This window comes from Paenibacillus dendrobii, from assembly GCF_009807035.1.
GTDB lineage: Bacteria > Bacillota > Bacilli > Paenibacillales > Paenibacillaceae > Paenibacillus_AQ > Paenibacillus_AQ dendrobii.
On record NZ_WUBI01000003.1, the window covers coordinates 488,441 to 495,563 of the forward strand.

Here is a 7,123-nt window from a genome sequence, read left to right on the forward strand (position 1 = left end):
CTGCATCATCCCGTTTACCTCTAATGCAAATAACCCGTTTCCACTTCATTTAGCACTCTTCGGGCATGATCCACCCACATATCATCCAGTGGAGCATCATCGTCAATCGGCGGTTGAAATTGATCAAATACCGCACCCAGCAGGTGAGGGGCAGCATGCTTGTCAGTGCCCGTATTGTAAATGTATTTGAACACGAACGGGCGGCCAAGCTTGACGGTAGCATGACATCCGCCGCACTCCCCATCCAGACTGCCCTTGGTGACACGGAAGGGAATCCTCAGCCAGACCATGCGCTCCTGATCCAAGCGTTTGTCCAAGTAGCCATGCTTGTAATCCCAGTTGCCGGCGAGCGTAAAATCATGTTTGCACAAATAACTGTCAATGTTCACAAAACGATCTTCGATATTCTCAAGTCTCGATTCCAGGTTAATCATTCGAATTCGCCCACCTCGCTGTTTTTAAGTTAAGGATGGGCCTGAACTCGTAACTTTATACGGAGAATGCTGGGGAGGCAGAAAAAAGCACGGGACCCTCCGGTCCCGTGCTTGCTTTGCTTTTAACATTTTGGATCATTATTGCGAGCCGCCGTTTGCCGGATCAGCTCCCGCAGCAGCTCCTGCATCGGGCTGGACGGGTGCGACTGGGATTGGTTTTGACAAAGCGTTGTTTTTACTTCCAACGGTTAGTACGTAAATCAAGTAAGCTTTCTTGTTGTCGATCGGATTGCCGTTCGCATCGATTTCATTTGTATTAAAAGAAACCTTTGATGTTGGCGGTGCTCCTTTTTTGATGTTTTTACCTGTATTCTTTTTGCTCATGACTTCCTCGCTTGTAAGATCTACTTGGGAGATCACAACAAAGTAATCCTGTACTTGGGATTCGTCCGCTAACTTGGAGAAAGTTACATCAATTGCTCCATTACTCCATGCGGCCGCGACATCCGAAGGTGCAGTCACGGGGTTCTGCGGAGTGGTATCGGTCAACGTGACCGATGCCGGACCCGCGAGAGCACTACCCGTTTTGGCGTAGGAAAGTACATAGACATTATACGGAACATTCTCAACCAGAGGCTTATTGTCCGTATCAGTCGTGCTCTGGGTCATGACTTGATTGAAATTGCTGCCGACGGACGTCGGCGTATAGCGTCCTGATGCCAATGCATCCTGAATATTAAAATTCCGGTTCGCGTTCACAACGAATATCCGGTACTCCAAGATATTTTTCTCATCGCTTGCCTTGATAAAAGACACCTTCAAGTCACGGCCATTATGTTGATCGCCGTCATCGCTTGCTCTCAGATCGCCTACCGGCTGGGTTGAAACAACCGTATCGAGCGTAATCGCCCCCGAAGCTCCCGAAAGAGCGTTTGTCCCATGATTGCCTACGGACAGGACGAATACTTTGTATGAAACGCCGTTTACGATAAATTCACCGTCGGTATCCCTGGCATCCGTGTTCAGGATCACATTGTAGCTGCCGTTTCCGTTATTCCGGACAGCCGTATAATAGTAACTATTCAAATTGATCGCTGCCGCGTCGTTAAAATTGCCCGCTTTCGAAGCTTTGACGACCATGACGCGGTATTGGCTGATATCTGTGTCATTGTCTGCACGGGTAAATGTGACCTGCAGGTCGCTGCCATTATTGCTGTCCCCGACATCTTTGGCACTCACATTTTTCGCCGCCCCTACGGCATAGCTTTCAGATAATGTAATCGCCGAAGAATAAGAAGACAACGCATTGCTGGTATAATAACCGCCTGCACCTACGGAGAGGACAAATACGCGATATTTGGTACCGCTTTGAATCAATCTGCCGTCCACGTCCCTTGAAGTTGCTGAGAGCGTCTGGGTGAGCGTATTATTTCCCGTCTTACTTACCCGGGTATAATAGCTGCTGGATACCGCATTGGCAGCGGACAGATCAAAGTAGTAGGCATCGGAATCCCGCACGACCATGATTCGATATTCACTGATGTTGTATTCTTCATTCGCTCGGGTAAAGGTAACGCGCAAATCGCGGCCATCCCCATAATCAGCGACATCGGCAGCAGCTACATTCGTTGCCGGATATACCTTGGAATTCGCCGAAAGCGTAATCGCCGGAGAATAAGAAGACAACGCAGTGGTATTGTATGCTCCCACCGAAAGTACAAATACCCGGTAGCTGACGCCGTTGCGGATCGATTGCCCATCCACGTCCCTTGCGCCCGAAGAGAGCGTCTGGGTGATGTTATATCCGGTTTTGCTGACGTTCGTATAGTTCGAGCTGGATACGGCATTAGCCGATGACAAGCTGAAATAGTTGGCGTCCGAGGCCTTCACGACCATGATCCGGTAGTTGTACAGGCTGCTTTCGTCCGCTGCCCGCGTGAAGGATACGCGCAGATCGCGGCCGTCGCCATAATCGGAGACATCACTGACGCTAACGTTTGTAGCTGCATTCACGTCCGTATTTCCGTACAGGACAATGGATGACGAAGATGACGAGAGCGCATAGCTGCCGGAGTAGCTGCCTGTGCCGACAGCCATGACAAACACGCGGTAGACCACTCCAGGGCTGATTAGCGATCCATCCACATCTCTCGCTCCCGAAGACAACGTCTGATTGATGTTGTATCCGGTTTTGCTAACAACAGAATAATAAGCACTGGAAACGCCATTTGCTGTAGATAAATTGAAGCTCCCCGCTTTACTATCCTTCACGACAAAGATGCGGTAGGAACCCACACGCGACTCATCGGACGATTTATTGAAGCGCACCATCAAATCGCGGCCGTCGCCATAGTTGCTTACATCCTCTACTTTGGTAATGACAGGTGCTCCAATCGCGCTGGCGGTCAGCGTGAAGGAAGAGGACGCAGCAGAAAGTTGGTTTGTCGCATTGCTGCCGCTGGCAACGGAAAGCACAAAGACGGTATAGGAGACGCCGTTTTTAATATATTCGCCAGATGTGTCCCTTGCTGCAGAACTTAACGTCGTCGTAACTGTTGTGCTGTTGGTTTTGCTTACTGTCGAGTAGTTGGAACTTGCCAATGCATTGGCTGTATTGAGATTAAAATTGCCGGCATCCTTGGTCTTAACGACCATGACGCGGTAATTCTGGATATTGCTTGTATTTTGCGGCTGATTGAAACTGACCGAAATATCGCGGCCATCGCCGTAATCGTTGACATCGCTCGCTTTTACGCTGGAAACGGAACTCACCGGCGATGCGGTGCTGAGCGTAACGGATGGGGACACGCCGGAAAGGGCATTTGAGCCTTTTTTGCCGACCGTCAATACGTATGCGCTATAAGACTGGTTAGCCTTCAATATATCGCCGTTCACGTCTTTGGACTGCGTTGACAACGTGATGACCTGATCATCCCCGGATGGCCTTACCGTGGTATAATTCCCGGTGGAAAGCGCCTGAGACAATGTAAATCCATAGGCATTGGAAGACTTGACGACCAAGACGCGGTATTCACTGACTTCCGATTCGCGTTGTACCTTAGGAAAGCTCACTTCCAAGTCGCGACCGTCGCCGTTTTTGCCTACAAGGCGTGCAGACACGTACGAAACGGCATTGACGTTGGTATTGGGATTGGAAGTCAAGATGCTAACCGTTTGTGTCGATTGATTCCATAGTACCTCCGCACCGAGCGTTTCGCTCACAAAGCGGACCGGTACCATCGTGGTTCCATACAAGTTTTGCGCAGGCACATCCAGCGCTACCTTTTGATTATTGACAGTAGCTGTCTGGGCACCGATCTTGAGTACAATGGTAATGTCATCACGGATTGCCGTCACTGTACTGGTTTTTTGGTTCCACAGAACCTCAGCGTCGAACGCCTCAAAAATGGCTCTCATCGGCAGCATGGTCCTGCCTTTTACCATCGTGGGCGCCTGCAGCGGATTCAGTTTGACTCCATCTACATACACGCTGATCTTTTTGGCGGCTGCGGCCCCCTCTACAGGCTGCAGAGAAAATGAAACTACCATCAGCACCGCCACAAGCATAACCCAAAGCTTTTTCACGGTTCTCCTCCTCGATTTTTCGTTAATAAATGGCCTTATCTATTTGACGAGAGAAGATGGGGAAATGTTTTCCATTTCAAAAAAAATAAATGGGATTTCTCCCATTTGCAATTCAAAAAAAAGCACAGCCCATAGGCAGTGCTCTTTTTTATTAAATTTAAATTTTTATCTAGTAACTGCCTGTTGGGACTGGGCTCGCTTTAAACGGTACAAAATGCTTTTCCGGAATGAAAAAGGGCTCCCGATTTACGATATCTGACGGATTATACCCCCGGCAATCCATCTCGCATGCGGAAAGGCCGGTACTCCATTTCGCCCTGAACCGCTCTGCGTTGGCCAGTGACGAACGTTTGTAGTCGATGCGGTTGGATGAAAATGTGCCCTGGCCTTCATGGTGTATAAAAACATCCTGAGCTGCCCACAGCCGTTTGCCACCAATCCGGGCGCGTATGGAGAAATCATCGTCCTCATAGTTCCCCGGAAAAAACCTCTCATCTAACCCCCCAATCCGATCCAATAAGCTGCGGTGGAAAAGCATGCAGAACCCGACAAGCTTATGCGCGTAGAATCCTGCGCCGGCCAGTTCCTTCTGACGCTGAATCGCAAAAGCATCCAGATTTTCGATTGCGGGCCATTCACTCACGGGTATTCTTTGAATAGGAGCCACATGATTGGAAACCGGCCCTGCAATACCAATGTTCGGATCCCGGCTTAGCGCCGCATGCAAGACAGTGAGCCATCTTGGCGTTACCACCGTATCATTATTCAGAAGCAAGATATACTCTCCCGACGCCACCAACATCCCCTGATTGGTTCCGGCAGCGAATCCCTTATTGTCCTCGTTCGCAATCAGCTTCACACCCGGCATGGACCTCCAGAATTCGAGCGTACCGTCCGAAGACCCGTTATCCACCACTACCCATTCCAGAGGTTCCGCGGTATGGCGCAGCACGCTTTCCACGCACCGCCGCGTCATATCCAGGCCGTTACGGGTCAGCATGACCACTGAAGTCAATGGCATATGTACATCCTCCTTTAATAGAGTATTACGCGTATGGGAGTTACAGCCCCGACGTGTTCAAAATATATGGCAGCACCCTGGAAACCGGAGCCGCAGTAGGCATAATAATCCCGAGACCGTTATTCGAATGCAGTTGATGCCAGGTTAGATCGAATTCCGTCTCCCGCAAAAAATCCTCAATGGCCGCCAGGACGCCATTGCGTTCTCCATGTTCAAGTACCGCGTTGCTGACGACATGGTTGAAGCCGCCGTTAGGTACAAGATTTGGATTCCCCGGTTCCAGCCCCTGCTTGGCGTTAGGTTGACGATAATCCGCGGGTATGCTTTCAGGGAAATAGTACATATCCCGCCTTCCGTATGGCCAGTCGATGTCATGTAGCAGAACAACCGGAAAAGCTCCAGCCGATTGGGCCATTTCCTCCACCTGCTTCAATTCATGATAAACGGTATACCAGTTGTGGTCTCCGTCAATGAGGATCATGTCATAGGGCTCAAGCTTGGGCATCGCCTGCAGACTCAGCTCCCGCAGCATGCAAAAAGCCTCTCCGTAATAGTCCTTCAGCAATTCCACGTCAAACTGCGGGGCAGGATCGATTACCGTGCATCGTGCATCCGCATGCTGGCAATAATCCAGTAGTTTAAAGGTATTTAGGCCCGTCAATGAGCCAATTTCAACGATGTTTACCGGCTGTACGGCGATGATCATTGGTTTAATGACTTTATCCCAAAAGCGATGCATACTCATCCTCCTATCCTTAAAACATGCTTCATCCCCCAATTTATGTCGGTTACACTCCTTTCATACGCTGTCCGGCCATTCTAGAGCAGGTTTTTATGCATGAATAGAAAACACCTCTACCGCGACTGATTGCGCTGTCTCGGAGAGGTGTTTTTAAGTTTTGAAAGTCTGCTATCAGGTAATCGTCAAGCCCGCGCTTGCATATCCGGCTACCGTATTAAGCAGTGATAGTCCGGTCGCGGTCGCCTCGAACACCAACAGAAGTCTAGTGGATGTTGTAACCGGAATACTCAGACCGGTCGTCGAACCTGAAGAAATGGCTCCCAGCGAAATGACTCCAGTCAAGGCAGGTGACAGCGTTACCGTCGCTCCTGCGACCGGCGTGAACGTATTGTTAGGCGTCGGCGAACTGTACAGCTGGGCGGTAAGCGTGACTGTTGTACCTACAAGACTGAGTGCAGCCGTTATGCTGAAGAAGGCCGAGATGGAAGTAATCGTTCCTGAACGCGGCATGGAGAAGGAAAAGTTCAGAAGCGTTCCGGCAGCACCCGTCAAATCAATGGTATTACCGACCGCCAGCGCTGTAGTTCCGGAGTTGCCAAAGCCTACAAGCCCTATGGTACCTACCAGTCCGCCTGCGATTGTCGTTAAAGCTACCGGTAGTCCGGAAGCAAACGGAATAACCGCTCCCGACCCCGTCGCTCCCGTATCGCCTGTTGCCCCTGTGGCTCCCGTTGCTCCTGTGGCTCCCGTGACTCCCGTTGCTCCTGTGGCTCCCGTGACTCCCGTGGCTCCCGTGACTCCTGTGGCTCCCGTTGCTCCCGTATCTCCGGTTGCTCCTGTGGCTCCTGTATCTCCTGTCGCTCCTGTGACTCCCGTTGCTCCGGTAGCTCCTGTCGCGCCGGTTGCTCCTGTATCTCCTGTCGCACCTGTGGCTCCCGTTGCTCCGGTTGCTCCCGTTGCTCCGGTATCGCCCGTGGCTCCTGTTGCTCCTGTAGCTCCTGTAGCTCCTGTCGCACCTGTGACTCCCGTTGCTCCGGTTGCTCCTGTATCGCCCGTCGCTCCCGTCGCTCCCGTGGCTCCTGTGGCTCCGGTGTCTCCCGTTGCGCCCGTCGCTCCTGTTGCACCTGTTGCACCTGTTGCGCCGGTTGCTCCTGTATCTCCTGTCGCACCTGTCGCACCTGTGGCTCCCGTTGCTCCGGTATCGCCCGTGGCTCCTGTAGCTCCTGTAGCTCCTGTCGCACCTGTGACTCCCGTTGCTCCGGTTGCTCCTGTATCGCCCGTCGCTCCCGTCGCTCCCGTGGCTCCTGTGGCTCCGGTGTCTCCCGTTGCGCCCGTCGCTCC

Annotated in this window: 5 protein-coding genes; all 5 read right to left on the reverse strand. The window is 51.6% G+C overall.

From position 1 onward, the window contains the following. Positions 1-20 precede the first annotated feature (20 nt). A complete protein-coding gene (locus GRF59_RS20325; protein WP_160499540.1) occupies positions 21-434 on the reverse strand; it encodes a YugN family protein in 414 nt (137 codons plus the stop codon). Between the two features lie 138 nt (positions 435-572). Continuing rightward, positions 573-4,019 (reverse strand): copper amine oxidase N-terminal domain-containing protein, encoded by a 3,447-nt coding sequence (locus tag GRF59_RS20330; RefSeq protein WP_341480116.1) that lies wholly within the window; start codon positions 4,017-4,019, stop codon positions 573-575. A gap of 169 nt (positions 4,020-4,188) precedes the next feature. Next, positions 4,189-5,040, reverse strand: coding sequence for a glycosyltransferase family 2 protein (locus GRF59_RS20335; protein WP_160499541.1), 852 nt, complete (start codon positions 5,038-5,040; stop codon positions 4,189-4,191). Between the two features lie 40 nt (positions 5,041-5,080). Next, positions 5,081-5,785 (reverse strand): class I SAM-dependent methyltransferase, encoded by a 705-nt coding sequence (locus GRF59_RS20340; RefSeq protein WP_237391932.1) that lies wholly within the window; start codon positions 5,783-5,785, stop codon positions 5,081-5,083. Between the two features lie 168 nt (positions 5,786-5,953). Then, the coding region (locus GRF59_RS20345; protein WP_272915011.1) for an exosporium glycoprotein BclB-related protein at positions 5,954-7,123 on the reverse strand (1,170 nt) is incomplete at its 5' end.

Excerpts from the sequence above, each read along its gene's own strand:
- GRF59_RS20325 (WP_160499540.1), bottom strand. The coding sequence starts at position 434 with ATGATTAACCTGGAATCGAGACTTGAGAATATCGAAGATCGTTTTGTG.
- GRF59_RS20340 (WP_237391932.1), bottom strand. The coding sequence starts at position 5,785 with ATGAGTATGCATCGCTTTTGGGATAAAGTCATTAAACCAATGATCATC.
- GRF59_RS20335 (WP_160499541.1), bottom strand. The coding sequence starts at position 5,040 with ATGCCATTGACTTCAGTGGTCATGCTGACCCGTAACGGCCTGGATATG.